19 protein-coding genes and 1 pseudogene are annotated in these 15,287 nt (G+C 70.9%); 11 read left to right on the forward strand and 9 right to left on the reverse strand.

The genetic code is table 11. The features are described from left to right. The first annotated feature begins 79 nt into the window (after positions 1-79). Positions 80-1,132 (forward strand): helix-turn-helix domain-containing protein, encoded by a 1,053-nt coding sequence (locus tag AB0M99_RS21870; RefSeq protein WP_365922835.1) that lies wholly within the window; start codon positions 80-82, stop codon positions 1,130-1,132. 10 nt (positions 1,133-1,142) lie between these two features. Here AB0M99_RS21870 and AB0M99_RS21875 read toward each other — a convergent pair whose 3' ends face one another. Genes AB0M99_RS21875 through AB0M99_RS21890 form a run of 4 tightly spaced genes read right to left on the reverse strand, consistent with a single transcriptional unit; the run spans position 1,143 to position 4,438 of the window. Continuing rightward, positions 1,143-1,361, reverse strand: coding sequence for a hypothetical protein (locus AB0M99_RS21875; RefSeq protein ID WP_365922837.1), 219 nt, complete (start codon positions 1,359-1,361; stop codon positions 1,143-1,145). Between the two features lie 38 nt (positions 1,362-1,399). After that, positions 1,400-2,698 (reverse strand): ArsB/NhaD family transporter, encoded by a 1,299-nt coding sequence (locus AB0M99_RS21880; RefSeq protein WP_365922839.1) that lies wholly within the window; start codon positions 2,696-2,698, stop codon positions 1,400-1,402. Then, the gene (locus AB0M99_RS21885) at positions 2,695-3,168 is read right to left on the reverse strand and encodes a CBS domain-containing protein (RefSeq protein ID WP_365922841.1); all 474 of its coding nucleotides are present in this window, start codon (positions 3,166-3,168) and stop codon (positions 2,695-2,697) included. Before AB0M99_RS21885 ends, AB0M99_RS21880 begins: the two co-directional genes overlap by 4 nt. After that, positions 3,155-4,438, reverse strand: a complete 1,284-nt coding sequence (locus AB0M99_RS21890; RefSeq protein WP_365922843.1) for a cation:proton antiporter — start codon at positions 4,436-4,438, stop codon at positions 3,155-3,157. Before AB0M99_RS21890 ends, AB0M99_RS21885 begins: the two co-directional genes overlap by 14 nt. Positions 4,439-4,642: 204 nt before the next feature. On the opposite strand from AB0M99_RS21890, the gene AB0M99_RS21895 reads away from it, so the two are divergent. The 4 genes from AB0M99_RS21895 to AB0M99_RS21910 all read left to right on the forward strand — a co-directional run bounded on the left by AB0M99_RS21895 (position 4,643) and on the right by AB0M99_RS21910 (position 7,442). Further along, the gene (locus AB0M99_RS21895) at positions 4,643-4,960 is read left to right on the forward strand and encodes a hypothetical protein (protein WP_365922845.1); all 318 of its coding nucleotides are present in this window, start codon (positions 4,643-4,645) and stop codon (positions 4,958-4,960) included. A 5-nt stretch (positions 4,961-4,965) separates the two neighbouring features. Next, positions 4,966-5,175: a hypothetical protein gene (locus tag AB0M99_RS21900; RefSeq protein ID WP_365922847.1), complete on the forward strand. Its 210-nt coding sequence runs from the start codon at positions 4,966-4,968 to the stop codon at positions 5,173-5,175. Positions 5,176-5,323: 148 nt separating this feature from the next. Beyond that, positions 5,324-5,833 (forward strand): hypothetical protein, encoded by a 510-nt coding sequence (locus AB0M99_RS21905; protein WP_365922849.1) that lies wholly within the window; start codon positions 5,324-5,326, stop codon positions 5,831-5,833. 79 nt (positions 5,834-5,912) lie between these two features. Then, complete coding sequence (locus tag AB0M99_RS21910; protein ID WP_365922851.1) at positions 5,913-7,442, forward strand: SPFH domain-containing protein; 1,530 nt, start codon at positions 5,913-5,915, stop codon at positions 7,440-7,442. 70 nt (positions 7,443-7,512) lie between these two features. Here AB0M99_RS21910 and AB0M99_RS21915 read toward each other — a convergent pair whose 3' ends face one another. Then, a complete protein-coding gene (locus AB0M99_RS21915; protein ID WP_365922853.1) occupies positions 7,513-8,073 on the reverse strand; it encodes a carboxymuconolactone decarboxylase family protein in 561 nt (186 codons plus the stop codon). Positions 8,074-8,179: 106 nt separating this feature from the next. On the opposite strand from AB0M99_RS21915, the gene AB0M99_RS21920 reads away from it, so the two are divergent. The 3 genes from AB0M99_RS21920 (at position 8,180) to AB0M99_RS21930 (ending at position 11,196) form a co-directional block, all read left to right on the forward strand. Then, positions 8,180-8,767 (forward strand): TetR/AcrR family transcriptional regulator, encoded by a 588-nt coding sequence (locus AB0M99_RS21920; RefSeq protein WP_365922855.1) that lies wholly within the window; start codon positions 8,180-8,182, stop codon positions 8,765-8,767. Between the two features lie 237 nt (positions 8,768-9,004). Beyond that, a complete protein-coding gene (locus AB0M99_RS21925; RefSeq protein WP_365922857.1) occupies positions 9,005-10,204 on the forward strand; it encodes an FAD-dependent oxidoreductase in 1,200 nt (399 codons plus the stop codon). 38 nt (positions 10,205-10,242) lie between these two features. Next, positions 10,243-11,196: a sigma-70 family RNA polymerase sigma factor gene (locus AB0M99_RS21930; protein ID WP_365922859.1), complete on the forward strand. Its 954-nt coding sequence runs from the start codon at positions 10,243-10,245 to the stop codon at positions 11,194-11,196. Positions 11,197-11,460: 264 nt separating this feature from the next. On the opposite strand, the gene AB0M99_RS21935 is transcribed toward AB0M99_RS21930, so the two are convergent. Continuing rightward, on the reverse strand, positions 11,461-11,670 hold the full coding sequence (locus AB0M99_RS21935) for a hypothetical protein (RefSeq protein ID WP_365922861.1): 210 nt from the start codon (positions 11,668-11,670) through the stop codon (positions 11,461-11,463). A 30-nt stretch (positions 11,671-11,700) separates the two neighbouring features. Between AB0M99_RS21935 and AB0M99_RS21940 the strand changes: the two genes are divergently transcribed. Continuing rightward, a complete protein-coding gene (locus AB0M99_RS21940) occupies positions 11,701-11,967 on the forward strand; it encodes a hypothetical protein (RefSeq protein ID WP_365922863.1) in 267 nt (88 codons plus the stop codon). Positions 11,968-11,991: 24 nt separating this feature from the next. On the opposite strand, the gene AB0M99_RS21945 is transcribed toward AB0M99_RS21940, so the two are convergent. From AB0M99_RS21945 to AB0M99_RS21955, 3 genes and pseudogenes are all read right to left on the reverse strand, one after another. Next, positions 11,992-12,441, reverse strand: a complete 450-nt coding sequence (locus tag AB0M99_RS21945) for a plasmid mobilization relaxosome protein MobC (RefSeq protein WP_365922865.1) — start codon at positions 12,439-12,441, stop codon at positions 11,992-11,994. A gap of 25 nt (positions 12,442-12,466) precedes the next feature. Beyond that, on the reverse strand, positions 12,467-13,465 hold the full coding sequence (locus tag AB0M99_RS21950) for a DUF2637 domain-containing protein (protein WP_365922867.1): 999 nt from the start codon (positions 13,463-13,465) through the stop codon (positions 12,467-12,469). After that, positions 13,462-13,776, reverse strand: a pseudogene (locus AB0M99_RS21955) (hypothetical protein); the annotation flags it as partial. The pseudogene AB0M99_RS21955 and the gene AB0M99_RS21950, both read right to left, overlap by 4 nt. A 161-nt stretch (positions 13,777-13,937) precedes the next feature. Here AB0M99_RS21955 and AB0M99_RS21960 point away from each other — a divergent pair. Further along, positions 13,938-14,165, forward strand: coding sequence for a helix-turn-helix domain-containing protein (locus AB0M99_RS21960; RefSeq protein ID WP_365922869.1), 228 nt, complete (start codon positions 13,938-13,940; stop codon positions 14,163-14,165). After that, entirely contained in the window at positions 14,166-15,233 is a 1,068-nt protein-coding gene (locus AB0M99_RS21965; RefSeq protein ID WP_365922871.1) for a site-specific integrase, read from the forward strand. The last annotated feature ends 54 nt before the right edge of the window (positions 15,234-15,287 follow it).

Here is a 15,287-nt window from a genome sequence, read left to right on the forward strand (position 1 = left end):
GTAGTTGCCCTTGCGCCCGTGTCACCCTGGTCGTCGCGTCAAGGGCGCGTGCACATGCGGATCGGGATCGGGGGAAGACGTGGCGGACCGGGAGACACCGGGGAGTCATCTGGCGGGGTATGCCGGGATTCTGCGCGACGCGTGTGCCACGGGACGCCGTCTCACCCGTGCTGAGCTGGAGGCCCGCCGGGCCGAGGGCGAGCGGGCGGCGGAAGCGGGACTGCCGCTGCGGGCGCTGATACGGGACCACTTGGCCGCCGCCCAGAGGGTGGAGTCGGCGCCAGCGTCCAGGCCGCTGTTGGCCGTGGTGGAGCAGGCGGTGGACGCGTTCGTCGAGGGGTACGAGCGGTCCCAGCGCCAGGCGGTCCGCCAGGAAGAGGCCGCGCGCCGCGAGTTCATCGACGACCTGCTGTACGGGCGCGGCGGGCTGGGCCGACTGGCGGAACGGGCCGAGCGGTTCGGACTGCGGCTTTCACAAGCGCACGCGGTGGCGGTGGCCGCCGGGCCGGAGCCGTACGGGGACGGCTACCCGGTCGCCCGCCGTATCGAGGAGGCGGTCCTGGGCCGGTTCGGTAACCGGCAGATTCTGCTGGCCACCAAGGACGGCCGACTGATCTGCGTGGCCCCGGGGGACCAGCCCGACGTCCTCGCGTACTTCGCCAAGCAGGCGCACGCGGCCACCGACGGCGGACGGGTGGCCATCGGCCGCTCCCACCCGGGCCCGGGCGGGGTCGTCCACTCGTACGAGGAGGCGCTGAACGCCCTCGACCTCGCCGAGCGGATGAGTCTGGAGGGACCGGTGCTGCACGCCTCCGATCTGCTGGTTTACCCGGTGCTCACCCGCGACCGGCAGGCCATGGCCGACCTCGTGGAAAGCGTCCTGGGCCCGCTCCGCGGGGCGCGCGGCGGTCCCCGGCCGCTGCTGGACACCCTCACCGCCTACTTCGACTGCGGCTGTGTGGCGACGGAGACCGCCCGTCGCCTCTCGTTGAGCGTGCGGGCCCTGACGTACCGGCTGGAGCGCATCCACACCCTCACCGGCGCGGATCCGGCGGATCCGGTGAACCGATACACGCTCCAGACCGCGGTGATCGGCGCCCGCCTGCTGGGCTGGCCCGACGCCGAAGCCTGACGACGGAGCCTCAACGGTCCCGATTGTTGCGGACCGCGAGCCAGGCCCGGCGCCGGCGGCGCAGCCAGTCGCCGGTCTCGCCGCAGGCGACCAGCAAGGCGGCGCTCGCCGCGCAGGCCGCAAACGAGGCGGGCTGGTCGAGAAGGCGGCCGGCACCCCACAGGAGTACGGTCAGGGCTGCCCACCAGACCGCGACGGAAGCGATCTCCGCCCGGTTGTTGCGTGTCATGGCACGTCTCCTCTCTCCGCGCCTGCCGGTCCGTCCCGCTACGCGAAGGCGAAGTAGCGCAGCCACAGGTACAGGGCCGAGACGGCGATGGTGACGGCGGCGACGACGAGGCCGTACTTGGTGAACTGCCAGAAGCTGATGGGCTGGCGGTTGCGTTCGGCGATGCCGAGGACGACGACATTGGCGGAGGCGCCGATGGCGGTGGCGTTGCCGCCGAGGTCGGCGCCGAGGGCCAGGGCCCACCACAGGACGTGGTCGGGGTCGCCGCCCATGTCGGTGACCAGCTGGCTCGTGATGGGGGCCATGGTGGCGACGTACGGGATGTTGTCGACTATCCCGGAGAGTACGGCTGAGCCGCCGAGCAGCAGCATGGAGCCGCCGAGTTCGTCGCCGCCGATGGCGTCCGCGAGGGAGCCGGCGAGGGTTCCGATGACGCCGGTCTCGATGAGGGCGCCGACCATGACGAAGAGCCCGGCGAAGAAGGCGAGGGTGGGCCACTCCACCTCGCCGAGGACCTCGCCGGTCTCGACCTTGGAGATCGCGATGAGGAGGCCGGCGCCGAGGAGGGCGACGACGCTGGGCTCGTAGTGGAGTACGGGGTGCAGTACGAACCCGGCGACGACCAGCGCGAGGACGCCCAGGCCCTGCGCGAGGAGCCGCGGGTCGGTGATGGCCTCGCGTTCGCGCAGCTCCATCAGCTCGGCGGCGCGCTTCTCGTCGTAGACGAAGGCGCGAGCGAACAACACCCGGCACAGGGCCAGCAGGACGACGGTCAGGACCGCGCACAGGGGTGCGAGGTGGACGAGGAAGTCGTTGAAGGTGAGCCCGGCCCGGCTGGCGATGATGATGTTGGGCGGGTCACCGACGAGGGTGGCGGTGCCGCCGATGTTCGAGGCGAACACCTCGGCGATCAGGAAGGGGGCGGCCGGCAGCCTGAGCCGGTCGCAGACCAGCAGGGTGACGGGTGCGACCAGCAACACGGTGGTGACGTTGTCCAGCAGCGCGGATGCCACCGCGGTGATGAGGACCAGCATCGCCATCACCCGGAACGGGCGGGCGCTCGCCCTCTTCACCGACCAGATCGCCAGGTACTCGAAGAGACCGGTCCGCTTGAGCACGCCGACGATCATCATCATGCCCATCAGCAGGAAGATGACGTTCCAGTCGATACCGGTCTCGTCCGAATGGAAGGCGGCGGTGTCGTCGGTGGCCCGGATGGCCAGCATCAGTCCCGCGCCGCCGAGGGCGGCGGCGACGCGGTGGATCTTCTCGCTGATGATGAGGACGTAGGCGCCGGCGAAGACGGCGACGGCGGCCCAACTGTGCCAGTCGCTCACGCTCTGCCGCCCGCCTCGAGCAGGTGCCGCATGAGGGCGGCGGCGGAGACCACGCCGAGCAGCCGGCCCTGTCCGCCGGTGCTGTCGCGTTCGATGACGGCGACCAGTGGCACGTGGGTACGGGCCATGGTGGCCGCGATCTGCATCGTCCCCGCGTCCGGGCCGACGTACGGGGGCTTGAAGGTACGCCTCGGCAGCCACTCGGCCACCGTCTTGCCCGCCAGGGCCTCGGCGAGCGCGTCGGCGTGCCGGTCGTCGATCACGGCGGCCAGCAGCGGGTCTTCCATCACGTATTCGGGCACGAGCTGGCGTACCAGCTGGGAGCCGGGGACGGCGGCGTACGGGATGCCGTCGGCGTCCAGGACCAGCAGCGCGGGCAGGTTCTGCCCGGCCAGCAGCCGGACGGCGTCCACGGCGGCGTCGTCGGTGGTCACGTGCGGGTAGGGCTCGGCGAGGTCACGGGCCGACATGGCTCTTCTCCTGGTCGGGGGCACTGCTCGGGCTGGGGACGGCGGCGGTCGGGTGGGCAGCGGCGTCGGGCCGAGGCGACTCCTCGCCCGGGATGCCGGCCAGGTCGGAGACCTGGAACAGCCGGGCGATCGGTACGTCGGTGCTGCTGTGGGCGATGATCGAGAAGGCGATGCAGACGGCGATCAGCGTGTACGCCTTCTCGCCCTGAGGGATGCCGGCCTGGAGGACGAGCAGGCCGTAGACGACGGACGCGAAGCCCTTGGGGCCGAACCAGGCGGCGACCAGCTTCTCGCGCCGCTCGATCCGCGCGCCCAGCAGCGACACGAGCAGCGAGGCCGGGCGGATCAGGACGATCGCCAGCACCACCGCCACGTACCCGCCCGCCGACAGGTCCCCGAAGAGCTGCGGGGTGAGCAGCGCGCCGAAGACCAGCAGCGCCGCGAACTTCGCCAGCTCCGCCAGCGCCTCACCGAGGGGCTCGAAGGCGGTCTTCGACTCGGGCGACACCGATGCCAGCACGGCGCCCGCGGAGAAGGCGGCCAGATAGGGGTTGGCGTGGGTGAGGTGGCACAACGCGTACAGGATGATCCCGGTCGCCAGGGGCAGCAGGGGCTGGAGCTTGGGCTCCGCGCCGAGCAGTCGCAGGCGCACCAGGCCCGCGACCGCGAGCGGCAGGACGATTCCGAAGGCCAGTCCCAGGCCGAGCTCCAGGGCGATGGTGCCGACCGATGCGTCAGCCGTCCCGGAGGTGGGCCCGGCGGCGGCGATGAGGATCAGGACGACGGGCAGTGCGAGGCCGTCGTTGATGCCGCTCTCCACGTTCAGCAGCTGCCGCAGCTTCGCCGGGACCTCCCGGCGTCCCACGATGGCCGAGGCGAACACCGGGTCCGTGGGCGCCAGTACCGCCCCGACCAGGAAGGACGTGGTCCAGTCCAGGCCGACGAGGTAGTGCGCGACCACGGCCATGCCGGCCATGGCCAGCGGCATGCCCAGCCCCAGCGCGCGGGCCGGGTTCTTCCAGTTCTGCCGCAGCTTGGGGAACGAGACGTGCATCCCGTCGGTGAACAGCACCGCGAACAGCGCCAGGTCCGCAGTGACCCCGACGATCTCGCTGTCCGCGCTGATGTGGATCAGCCCGAGGAACCCATCGCTGACCAGGGCCCCGCCCAGCAGGAAGAGGAGCGAGGTCGACAGCACCGTGCGGGCGGCCAGTCCCGACAACAGGACGGCGATCAGCAGCGCCACACCGAAGACAGCGACGAGCACCATGGCATCCAGCCCCGTTCCGCGAAGAGAGTCTTCTCCTATTCGCCGACCAGGCTTCCCGGCACACCACCGGCTACTTTATACATTTCTTACGCGTCTTTAACGGGCTTCTGACGGCAGTCCCTCCTGGCGAACGCTGCCGGTCTCCGGCATGAACGCGCCGCCGAAGGCCCGTCTCGCGTGGGCGTGCACATCAGAGAGGTACCGATGAACGGAAATCCGGCCTATCACGCCCTCGCCCTCGCGGCGGCGACCCTGCTGATCCTGCCCGTCCCGGTGGCCATGCTGGCCGGCTGGACACCGCCCAGGCTGCCGTCCCGGGCCGCGGTGCGCCCGTACGCCTATGCCCTCCTGTGCCTGTACGCCCTTGCCCCCCTCAACGCCATCCCGCGCATGGTCGGTGCGCCGGCCCAGGTGGTGACGGCCTGCACTGCCGCCGGCCTGGCGTTCAGCGGCGCGGCTGTCGCCTTCGTCGTGCGGAGCGTGTGGGTCTCGCGTCGCCCGGCCGTCGGAACGGAGAGCTGACCACCATGCCCGCTACGAGAGCCGTGGCCCGGATGCTGCGCAGCGTCACGGAGTTCCGCATCAGCATCGCAATGGTGGCCTTCGGCGCCCCCACCGCTGTGGTCGGAGCTGTTCTCCGGCCCGTGCCGGGCGCCGGCGCCCCGCCGCTGTACATCGGCCTCTCCTGTCTCATCACCGGCTTGGCCATGCTGGGCTCCGGGGCGGGCCGCCACTGACCGTCGTGGCGCGTCCCGGCCGCTCCCTGCCGTCCCTGCTGCGTTAAAGCCACGTAAAGATTGCCGAAGGTAGGCAATGTGCGGCACCCGGTCGCGCTGGCACGATGCCGTTGTCCGGCGGAAACGCGTGCCAAGCGGGGAGGTGCTCATGGGCTTGTTTCTGGGTCTCGGCATCGGGGGAATCGCCCTGTTGGCCTGTTCGCTGGTGTTCGACGGGGTGCTGGAGGGGGTCTTCGACGGCGCCCTGGACGGACTGTTCGACGGATGGCTGTCGCTGCCGGTGGTCGCGGGCTTCGTTTCGATGCTCGGTTTCACGGGGGCGATCGTGCTCGGGGCCACCGGCCTCGGGTCGGGAGCGGCAGCCGCCGCGGGGGCCGTGGCCGGTTCGGGGGCGGGCTGGCTGACGTACCGGTTCAGCCGCGCCCTCGCCCGGGCCGGCAGCGGGGGTGCCCCGCGTGCCGCCGAACTCCTCGGCTCGGCCGGGACCGTGGTCACCGCCATTCCGGCGGGTGGCTACGGCGAGGTCCTGCTGCGGCTGGGCGGGCAGCCGGTCAAGTACGCCGCGACTGCGGACGCCCCGGTCCGCCGGGGCGCCGAGGTGTGGGTGACGGCGACGCCGTCGGCCACCTCGGTCAGCGTCCGCGCCGTCGAACGCTGACACGGCGGACACCCTTCTCACCCTTCTCATCCACCACCGATCTGTCCCCTCGACCGAGAGCGGGCAGGGGGGATCCACCATGAGTTCAGTCGTCATACCGGTCGTGGGAGTGGTCGTACTCCTCGTCCTGCTCGCCCTGGTCGTCGTCACCCGCTACAAGGTGGCCGGCCCCAGCGAGGCGTTCATCATCACCGGCCGGCGCGGCAAGAAGTCCACCGACCCGGACACCGGTCAGGTCTTCACCGACAACAGCGGCCAGAAGGTCGTGGTCGGCGGCGGAGTGTTCGTCGTCCCCTTCGTGCAGCAGCGCTACACCCTCGACCTCTCCAGCCGGCACATCCCGATCGCCGTTCGCGGCGCGGTGACCCTGCGCGGCATCAAGGCCAACCTCGAAGGCGTCGCGATCGTCAAGGTCGGCGGCAACGAGGACGCCATCCGAGCCGCCGCCCAGCGCTTCCTCCAGCAGCAGGACGGCATCGTCGGCTTCACCCAGGAAGTGCTCTCCGGCGCACTGCGGGCCATCGTCGGCCGGATGTCGGTCGAGGACATCATCCGCGACCGCGCCGCCTTCGCAGGGCAGGTCGCGGAAGAAGCCGAGGCCAGCCTCTCCGGCCAGGGACTCGTCCTGGACGCCTTCCAGATCCAGGACATCACCACCGAGGGCTCCTACCTCGAAGACCTCGGCCGCCCCGAGGCCGCCCGCGCCAAGCAGGAAGCCGACATCGCCGAGGCCAACGCCCGCCAGGCCGCAGAACAGGCCCGGCTCAAGGCCGAGGAGGAGATCGCGGTCGCCCAGCGCACCCTGTACCTGCGCCAGGCCGAGATCAAGGCCGAGACCGATGCGGCCGCCGCCCAGGCGAACGCCGCCGGCCCACTTGCGGACGCCGACCGGCAGCAGCAGATCCTCGCCGAGCAGGAGAAGGTCGCCGAACGGCAGGCGGCGCTCACCGACCGCCAGCTCGACACCGAGGTCCGCAAGCCCGCCGACGCCCGCCGCTACCAGGCCGAGCAGGAGGCCGAGGCGCTGCGCGTGGCCCGCGTCAAGCAGGCCGAGGCCGAACGCCTGGCCGCCATCGCCGCCGCCCAGGCGGAGGCCGAGCGGGCCCGCCTGACCGGTGAGGGCGAGAAGCAGCGCCGCTCCGCCCTCGCGGAGGCCGAGGCCATCGAGGGCGCCAAGCGCGGTGAGACCGAACGTGCCCGCCGTGCCGCGATCGCCGACGCCGTACGACTGGAGGGCGACGCGGAAGCGGCCGCCATCGCGGCCAAGGGCTCGGCCGAGGCGGAGGCCATGCAGAAGAAGGCCGACGCCTTCGAGAGCTACGGCGAGGCCGCGAAGATCCAGATGCTGGTCGAGGTCCTCCCGCAGGTCGTAGCCAAGGCGGCCGAACCCCTCGCCGCCATCGACAAGATGACCGTCATCTCCACCGACGGCGCGAGCAAGCTCTCCCGCACCGTCGCCGACAACGTCGCACAGGGCATGGAACTCCTCGGCTCCACCACCGGCGTCGACCTCGCCCAGCTCCTCAAGGGCCTCACCGCGCCCAAGCCGGAACCGGCCGCCGAGCCGGTCACGGCCTCGCTCAACGGCAAGATCGCCATCACCGACTGACCTCCGGCGACGTCTGTACGTCGACCAGCGCGGGGCCCGCCTCGGAAGAGGCGGGCCCCGCGGCTTCGGATCAGCCGGCGACAGTGGCGGGGGTGAACGGAGTGACGAGCGGCCACTCGACGTCCACGTCGAGCGCTTCATTCACGTAGTTGGTGAAGATGTTCCGGACCGTGTTGGCGATCGTCTCGACGATCTCTTCGTCGGTCAGGCCTGCGTCGCGGGTGTCGGCGAAGGCGTCGTCGCCGATCCGGCCGCGGCTCTCGGTGACCGCGACGGCGAGCCGCAGCACGGCGGCAGCCTTCGGGTCGGCGCTCGTTCCCCGCCGGGCGGCCTCGATCTCCTCGTCGGAGAGCTTGGCGACGTTCCGGGACACCATGGTGTGGGCCGACAGGCAGTAGCTGCAGCCGTTGAGTTCGGCGACGGCGAGAGCGATCCGCTCCTGTATCCCGGCGGAGAGGACCCCCTCCTTGAGGGCGCCGAACAGGCCCAGGAATCCCTTCAAGGCGGCCGGGCTGTTGGCCATTGCCCGAGCCATGTTGGGGGTGACCCCCAACGTCCGCTGTGTCGCGTCGAGTTGCTCGGCTGCGGCGCCGGTCGCGGTGGCCGGGTCGATGAGGTGCACGCGGGACATCGAGGCTCCTTGGAGTCGAATCGAACAGATCTGTCTGTTCGGTTTGATCAAGGTAGGAGTGCCCATCTGCGTTGTCAAACAGATCTGTTCGTTCGATACTGCTGCGATGGACCAAAAGTCAGGAGTTCCGTCGGTACGCGAACGGCTGCTCGCCACAGCGGACGAGCTGTTCTATGCCGAGGGCATTCGCGCGGTCGGCATCGACCGCGTCATCGCGGAGAGCCGCGTCGCGAAGTCGTCGATGTACGTCCACTTCCGCACCAAGGAAGACCTGGTGGAGGCGTACCTCCGCGGACGCACCGACCATTGGCGCGAGCACGTGGCACGGGAAGTCGACGTGCGCGCCCAAGAGCCGGCCGCCCGGGTCCTGGCCGTGTTCGACGTCTTCCACGAGGCGATCTCCCAGCCTGGCTTCCGCGGTTGCCCGTTCACCAACGCCGCCGCCGAGTACCCCCATCACGAGGGCATCCAGGCCGTCATCGCCTACGACCGCGCCTGGCTGCCGGCCCTGTTCACCCGCCTCCTGCAACCGCTGGGTGAGGGCGAGGGCGGCCAGCTGATCGCCGCGTTGGTCCAGCTGTGCGACGGCGCCATCGCCGCCGCCCACCTCGACCGATCGCCCACCAGCGCCCTGACGGCCAAGGCGACGGCCGAACTCTTGCTGGCCGCCCGAGTGCCGGGAGGAGTGGCCTGACGGGTGCACCCGAAACGCGATGTCCCGGAAGCCCGCCGGTGGCGCGCGCCTCACTCGGGGTGACCTGCCAGATCGCCTCGTTCGGCCCGGCCCGCATCCGAGCCACCTCGGCATCGCGAGCACCGTCGACTACCACCCCCGCTGCCCTGTGGCCCAGGTCACACATGCTTCCTGTCAGGAATCGGGTCGCTGTTCCGCTCAAGTCACCGAGACCAAGCGAACCGACGGGAGCATCACATGAAGTACCGCATTGTCGTCCTCGGCGCCGGCTACGCCGGGTGCTACGTGGCCGGGACTCTGGCCCGGCGGCTGTCCCCGGCCGACACCGAGGTCACCGTGGTCAACGCCGAGCCGGACTTCGTCCAGCGGCTGCGGCTGCACCAGCTCGCGGCCGGCCAGGAGATCGAGGCTCCCCAGCTCGCCGACGTCTTCGCGGGAACGGGGATACGGCTGCGCCTCGCCCGTGTCACCGATGTCGACCCCGAGCGCCAAGTCGTCGCCGTGGCCGACACCGACGGCGGCGGCGAGCTCGGCTACGACACGCTCGTCTACGCGCTCGGCAGCCACGGCGACGACCAGGGTGTCCCGGGCGTGGCCGAGTACGCCTTCGACGTCGCCGCCAGGCCATCGGCGTTGCGCCTGCGTGAACGCCTGGACGGCCTGGAGGGCCGAGGCGGAGGCGGGAGCGTGCTGGTCGTCGGCGACGGGCTGACCGGCATCGAGACCGCCACAGAGATCGCCGAATCCCGGCCCGGCCTGTCGGTGTCGCTGATCGCCCGCGGCGAGCTGGGCGCCCCGCTCTCCGCCGGAGCCCGCAGCCACCTGCGCCAGACCTGCGACCGGCTGGGCATCACCGTCCTGGAGCACACCAACGTCGAAGCCGTCGAAGCCGCAAGGGTGTTGTGCGCCGACGGCACCACCCTGGCGTCCGACGCGACCGTGTGGACGGCCGGATTCGCGGTCAACCCCATCGCTGCCGCCGCAGGGTTGGAGGTCACGGAGGAGGGGCGGGTCGTCGTTGATCGCACGATGCGGTCGCTCTCGCACACGAACGTCTACGCCGTCGGCGACAGCGCCTATGCCATCGGCGACAACGGCCGACCGCTGCCGATGTCCTGCGCTTCGGCCGGCTACACCGGCATGCAGGCCACGGCCGCGATCGTAGGACACCTGACCGGCAGCAAGGTCCCGAACACCAAGCTGGAGTACCCGGGCAACCACATCAGCCTCGGGCGGCGGGACGGGATCCTGCAGATGGTCGACGGGGAAGGACGGGCGAAGCCGAAGTACATGGGCGGCCGGAAGGCGGCCCGGATCAAGGCAGGCATCGTCAGGATGTCGCTGTGGGCCAACTCGCACCCGACCTTCGGCCTGCCCAAGCGCAAGCGCCGCCTGGCCGCCGTACCCCAAGCGTCAGCCGAGAAGGCAGTCGCATAAGCACCCGCCTGGAGGGGTGGTCATCTAGGGTGACCGGCGTGGACAGCACCGCTACTGATCGCTTCGACACCAGTCGGTTCGAGGCCAGCCGGAACCGGCTGGCCTCGCTGGCGTACCGGCTCCTGGGCTCCGCCAACGACGCCGAAGACGCAGTGCAGGACGCGTTCCTTCACTGGCAGGCCGCCGACCGGCAGCTGATCAAGGTGCCGGAAGCATGGCTGACCAAGGTCGTCACCAACCTGTGCCTCGACCGCCTCCGCTCCGCACAATTTCGCCGCGAACGCACCGCCGGCGCCTGGCTGCCCGAACCGCTCCTCGACAGCGACCCGATGCTCGGCCCAGCCGACACTTTCGAGCAGCGCGAATCGGTCTCCCTGGCCGTGCTGACCGTCATGGAGCGCCTGTCACCCCTGGAGCGGGCTGTCTACGTTCTGCGCGAAGCGTTCTCCTACAGCCACGCCGAGATAGCCGGAATGCTCGATATCACCGAGTCCGCGAGCCAGCAGCACCTCCACCGGGCCCGGCGGCACGTCGCGGCCGCGCGCCGCGGTGGCGGCGAAGTCGACGCGGCGTCCGCCCGCAGGATCGTCGAGGAATTCCTCGCCGCGGCCTCCTCGGGCCACACTGACCGGCTGGTGGCACTGCTCACCGATGACGTGATCGCGATCTCCGACGGTGCCGGCCTGACCGAGAAGCTGCTGCGGTACGACACTCCGGAGCGCGTCGCCGCGGTCGCACGGGGCGGCTTCAAGTCCACACCGGCGAAGCAGCGCCTGGCCGGCGGCCCGTCCGCCGTCCACTCCGCGCTCGTCAACGGTGCCCCGGCCATGTTGTTCGTGGTCGGCGACCAGGTCGTCGGCGCCGTGACGTTCGACATCGCAGGCGGCAAGATCGCAACGGTGCGCGGCATCGCCGCCCCCGCCCGCCTCGTCCGCCTCACCGAAGCCTGGCGGCAGCACGGACCGGACACACCGCTCGTCAGCCAGTGGTGACCCGACCAGCGGGTCCCTTCGCGACGGTGAGGGCGTCGGATCAGCTGGTGGCACGCGAGATGTTGAGGCTGAAGGGCGCGTGGCCGTCGTTGGTCCGGGAGGGGCCGTTCCCATCCTGGTAGCGCCGGCGCTCGGCAGTGCCAAGGGGTACGCAGCCATCGTGATGTGGGAGGTGCCTTCCCCGCGCACCAAGGTGTGGACCTGCCGCGTCCACTGATGGGGAGTTTGTCGGCTAAGGCGCCCCGTTGATTGACGTGGGTGACCTCAGCCTGCAATGCGGGCTGCTCGTTCACGAAGTTCCTGAGCATCGGGAGCTCCGCTGTAGCGGCGGAGACGGACACGCATGTCCTGGAGGGCGGCCTGGACCTTCACCGAGCGGATGCCGTCGGCGGAGTCGAGGAAGTCGCGCCAGGTGGCCATGGCTCCGTCCACGTCGCCCTGGCGCAGGCGGACGCCTCCGAGGTCGGCCAGCACGATGGCGCGGGTACGGCGACGGTCGAGGCCGTGGATGTCGGCGCGTTCTGCTCCACCACCGGACTGCGCTGCGACGGCGGCCCGGTCGCCGAACCGGCCATAGAGGAGATCACCATCAACCTCGGCGGATCCCGGATCGGCACCGGGCAGACCAAGTTCGGAGCCGTCATCGGCGACGAGGTCGCCCTCCCCGCCGGGACCACGCTCGCCCCCGGAACCCTGATCGGCCCCGGCACCAGCCTCTACCCCCGCAACCAGATCGGCGGCTTCCTCCCCGCCGGTTCCAGGGCCAGGTGACCGCCATGACCCCGGACTCCCTGATCACGGGGCCGCCGCCTTCGCGACGGCGGTCTGGTACGAGGTGGTGTCGATCGCCCTGGCGGCGGCGCCGGCGCGGTCGAGAACGTCCCCGACCACGGCGAGGACGGCGATGTCCCCAGGATGTGGACGGTCGCCGGAGTTCAGCTTCTTGGTGATCTGGTTGAGGTTGAGGCCGATGTGGCCGACCTCGGAGCGCAGGGCGGCGAGTTCGTCGATCAGGTCGTCGAAGGCGTTGCGCTGGCCTGGGAGCGTGTGATCACCGTCGATGAAGGCCATGACGATGGCGCCGACGAGGTGGGCGCCGGCCAGACCCATGCTCTGGGCCATGGCCCGGATCGCGGTGTGCTCGTCAACGCTGTAGCGGACATCGACACGCTGCTGGCGCTGCTCGGCGTCACGGGTGCGACGGCGTGCGATGCGGCGGAGCGCGGCTTCGTCGGCGGCGCGCATGCGGGGGCGGCGTCTTTGCGGGGGGTCAGACGGTGCCGGCGGGGATGGCGGCTTCGCCGAGTAGTCCGGCCCTGATGCCGCCATCCGCGTCGGGCTGGGTCTGGCCGGTGCGCTCGGCCTGCAGTTGGTCGCGCAGGAGGCGGGCGGGCTTCTGACCGATCCGTAGCGTGGTGCGCAGACGCTCGGCGTTCAGTTCGTCGTCGCTCCAATCGGCGGTCAGGATTCGAGCCTTGTGGAGGACGTCGTCGGCTGTGCGGGTGCGGTTGGGGGTCGGCTTGACGGCGGCGGGGACCCGACCGGTCGCCCGACGCGGGGCCGATCCCGTCGACTCCGTCACGGCGGCCGACCGTGGCGGCCGTGCAGCGGGAGCCGACTTGTCGGCCTCGGTCGGCCCCGTCGAGGGAGCCTCGGCGACCTTCGTGGGGGTCGATTCGGTCGGCTGCTCGGAGGCCGACTCGGCCTGGCCAGACCTCGACTCTGGGGCCTGCGCGCTGGCCGACTGGTCGGCTTGCTGGCTCACCGACTGGCCGGAGGCCGCTTCGGGAGAGTCGGCCGACTCGGGGTTGGGGTGCAGAACCTTCGCCACGAGGTCCGATCCGAAGTAGATCGACCCGACCGGGAGCGAGGTCGCCAGCAGTACGAGGGCCCAGTTCGCGGGGTCCCAGTCGGCCAGTCGGCCCCACTGGACCGAGGTGGTGTGCAGGGCCGGGACGAGGCCGTGCACGTAGTTCAGCAGGAGGCTGGCGACGGTGTAGGTCGCAAGGACCCGCAGTGCGAACTTCCGGTCGGCGCCGGTGAGCACGAGCGCGGCGACCAGCGCGAGGGCCATCAGTCCGTCGACCACGATCGGGTAGAGCAGGGCGGCGGTGGGATCGGCTCCGATGGCGCGGGCCACGTCGGACAGCGCGTTCCACGATACGCGGAAGGCCATGAGGACCACGGCCACCAAGCCGACGACGAGGGCGATGCGCCCCTTGCGGTTCACGCGACGACCGCCCAGCGGGTACGGGGTGGGGTAGGTCATGCGGCTCCCTGTCGCGTGAGTTCCGCGGCGAGGTCGATGCGTGTCGGGTGGGGTACGGCGCGGTACGCGTTGCCCCGGGCGCTGCCGTCGGGGCCCACACGCCGGCTGCGGCACTGTTCGCCCTCGCGGGCGTGGCACCAGGTGCACGGGACACTCAGGGCGTCAGGGCGGCCCTGCGCGATGGCGGCTTCGCGGGCGGCGCGGGCTGGCCGGTAGCGGGCCAGGTCGGCGCGTGCCGCTGGCGGGATGCACGATCCAATCGCCCGCAGGCGGGTCTCCACGTCGGGGGTCGGGCCACCGGCGGTGAGCTGTGTTCCCGGTACGCCTGCCGTCCCGTTCCTAGCCACACTCCTGCCCATTTCACGAGAGGACACTCTTGCGTCGATCGCCGATAACCCCTGCCCGAAAAATCCTCGCCGCCGATGGAGCGGGCGGGAAGAGTCGGAAATCAATTGCCGAGGGATCCAGTGCCGTGAAGGAGGCGACGACAAACGACCGTCTACTCACGGTCGAAGAAGCCGCAGAGCGCCTCGGCACCGGCGTGCGCTTTATCCGCCGCCTCATCGCCGAGCGGCGCATCCGCTACGTGAAGCTCGGCAAGCACGTCCGCATCGCCGACAGCGTGCTGGCCGCCTATATCGCCGAGCGGACCGTCGAGCCCGTCCGCGGGCGCCGCGTCGGCTACGGGCTGGTGGTCTGAGTGGCGCGCTCCCGCAGAAGGGCCCCGCGCCGCAGCTTCGGCGCGATCCGCACCCTCCCCTCGGGCCGCTACCAAGCCCGCTACCCCGGCACGGACGGCGTGCTGCGACCCGCCCCGCAGACGTACGAGAGCAAGCGGGAAGCGGAGCTGTTCCTCGCCCAGATCCAGGCCGACCAGGCTCGTGGCGACTGGATCGACCCGACCGCAGGCGAGGTGCTGTTCGCCGAGTACGCCCTGCGCTGGATCGAGGAGCGGGGCATCGCGGCCACCACCGACGAGCTGTACCGACGGCTCCTGCGCCTCCACCTGGAGCCGTCCTTCGGGGAGGAGTACGTCAACGCCATCAGCCCCGCCAAGGTCAGGACCTGGCGCGCGGAACGGCTGAAGGCGACCGGCAAGACCACGGCGGCCAAGTCCTACCGGCTGCTGAAGGCGATCATGCAGACGGCGGTCGAGGACGAGCTGATCCGGCGCAACCCGTGCTCGATCCGAGGTGCGGGGTGCGAAGACGCCGACGAACGGCCCGTGGCCACCGTCGAGCAGGTCTTCGCGCTCGCCGAGGCCATCGGGATCCGCTGGCGGCTGATGGTCCTGCTGGGGGCCTTCGCCTCCATGCGGCCGGAGGAACTGGCCGAGCTGCGACGCGCCGACGTCGATCTCGACGCGGGCTCGGTCCGCGTACGCAGGGCCGCCCCGGAGCTGAACACGGGGCACAGGGTGATCGGGGATCCCAAGTCCCGCGCGGGCAAGCGGGAGATCATGCTGCCCAGCCTCGTGCTTCTGGACGTCCGCCGGCATCTGGAGTGGTTCGCAGAGGACGGACCCGAGGGTCTCGTCTTCGTGGGGGAGAAGGGCGCACCCCTGCGAGGTACGTCCTTCGGTCGGAAGTGGCGCAAGGCCCGTGAGGCGGTCGGCATGCCGAAGGAATTCCGCTTCTACGACCTGCGCCACACCGGGAACACCCTCGCCGCCGACACCGGGGCCAAGCTGAAGGACCTCATGGTCCGCGCGGGCCAGTCCTCGGAGCGGGCCCCGCTGATCTACCAGCACTCCACGAAGGAGCACTAGCGCAGGCTCGCCGCCGACATCGACGTCACCGTCCGGCTCCAGCGGGTGCCTGCT

It is taken from the genome of Streptomyces sp. NPDC051183 (assembly GCF_040682455.1).
In the GTDB taxonomy this organism is placed as follows: domain Bacteria; phylum Actinomycetota; class Actinomycetes; order Streptomycetales; family Streptomycetaceae; genus Streptomyces.

What these genes read in the sequence shown, in the direction of transcription:
- AB0M99_RS21875 (WP_365922837.1), bottom strand. Translation starts at nt 1,361, where the DNA reads ATGACACGCAACAACCGGGCGGAGATCGCTTCCGTCGCGGTCTGGTGG.
- AB0M99_RS21885 (WP_365922841.1), bottom strand. Translation starts at nt 3,168, where the DNA reads ATGTCGGCCCGTGACCTCGCCGAGCCCTACCCGCACGTGACCACCGAC.
- AB0M99_RS21890 (WP_365922843.1), bottom strand. Translation starts at nt 4,438, where the DNA reads ATGGTGCTCGTCGCTGTCTTCGGTGTGGCGCTGCTGATCGCCGTCCTG.
- AB0M99_RS21895 (WP_365922845.1), top strand. Translation starts at nt 4,643, where the DNA reads ATGAACGGAAATCCGGCCTATCACGCCCTCGCCCTCGCGGCGGCGACC.
- AB0M99_RS21900 (WP_365922847.1), top strand. Translation starts at nt 4,966, where the DNA reads ATGCCCGCTACGAGAGCCGTGGCCCGGATGCTGCGCAGCGTCACGGAG.
- AB0M99_RS21905 (WP_365922849.1), top strand. Translation starts at nt 5,324, where the DNA reads ATGGGCTTGTTTCTGGGTCTCGGCATCGGGGGAATCGCCCTGTTGGCC.
- AB0M99_RS21910 (WP_365922851.1), top strand. Translation starts at nt 5,913, where the DNA reads ATGAGTTCAGTCGTCATACCGGTCGTGGGAGTGGTCGTACTCCTCGTC.
- AB0M99_RS21915 (WP_365922853.1), bottom strand. Translation starts at nt 8,073, where the DNA reads ATGTCCCGCGTGCACCTCATCGACCCGGCCACCGCGACCGGCGCCGCA.
- AB0M99_RS21920 (WP_365922855.1), top strand. Translation starts at nt 8,180, where the DNA reads ATGGACCAAAAGTCAGGAGTTCCGTCGGTACGCGAACGGCTGCTCGCC.
- AB0M99_RS21925 (WP_365922857.1), top strand. Translation starts at nt 9,005, where the DNA reads ATGAAGTACCGCATTGTCGTCCTCGGCGCCGGCTACGCCGGGTGCTAC.
- AB0M99_RS21945 (WP_365922865.1), bottom strand. Translation starts at nt 12,441, where the DNA reads ATGCGCGCCGCCGACGAAGCCGCGCTCCGCCGCATCGCACGCCGTCGC.
- AB0M99_RS21950 (WP_365922867.1), bottom strand. Translation starts at nt 13,465, where the DNA reads ATGACCTACCCCACCCCGTACCCGCTGGGCGGTCGTCGCGTGAACCGC.